This window comes from Tolypothrix sp. VBCCA 56010 (genome assembly GCF_050875635.1).
Taxonomy (GTDB): Bacteria; Cyanobacteriota; Cyanobacteriia; order Cyanobacteriales; family Nostocaceae; genus Hassallia.
This window is the reverse complement of sequence record NZ_JBPAOH010000484.1, coordinates 1-318: the sequence shown is the minus strand read 5'-3', so window position 1 is coordinate 318 and position 318 is coordinate 1. Positions and strand designations below refer to the sequence as shown.

General features: G+C 47.5%; 1 pseudogene. It reads right to left on the bottom strand.

The features are described from left to right. A pseudogene (locus AABK37_RS42055) lies at positions 1-318 on the bottom strand (photosystem II q(b) protein); the annotation flags it as partial.

The window sequence follows — 318 nt, the reverse complement described above, 5'->3', positions numbered from 1 at the left end:
GAGGGAAGTTGTGAGCGTTGCGCTCGTGCATTACTTCCATACCCAGGTTAGCGCGGTTGATTACGTCAGCCCATGTGTTGATTACGCGACCGCTAGAATCAATTACTGATTGGTTGAAGTTGAAACCGTTCAGGTTGAACGCCATCGTGCTTACACCCAAAGAGGTGAACCAGATACCAACTACAGGCCATGCTGCCAAGAAGAAGTGCAAAGAGCGGCTGTTGTTGAATGAAGCGTATTGGAAAATCAAGCGACCGAAGTAACCGTGTGCTGCAACAATGTTGTAGGTTTCTTCTTCTTGACCGAATTTGTAACCGT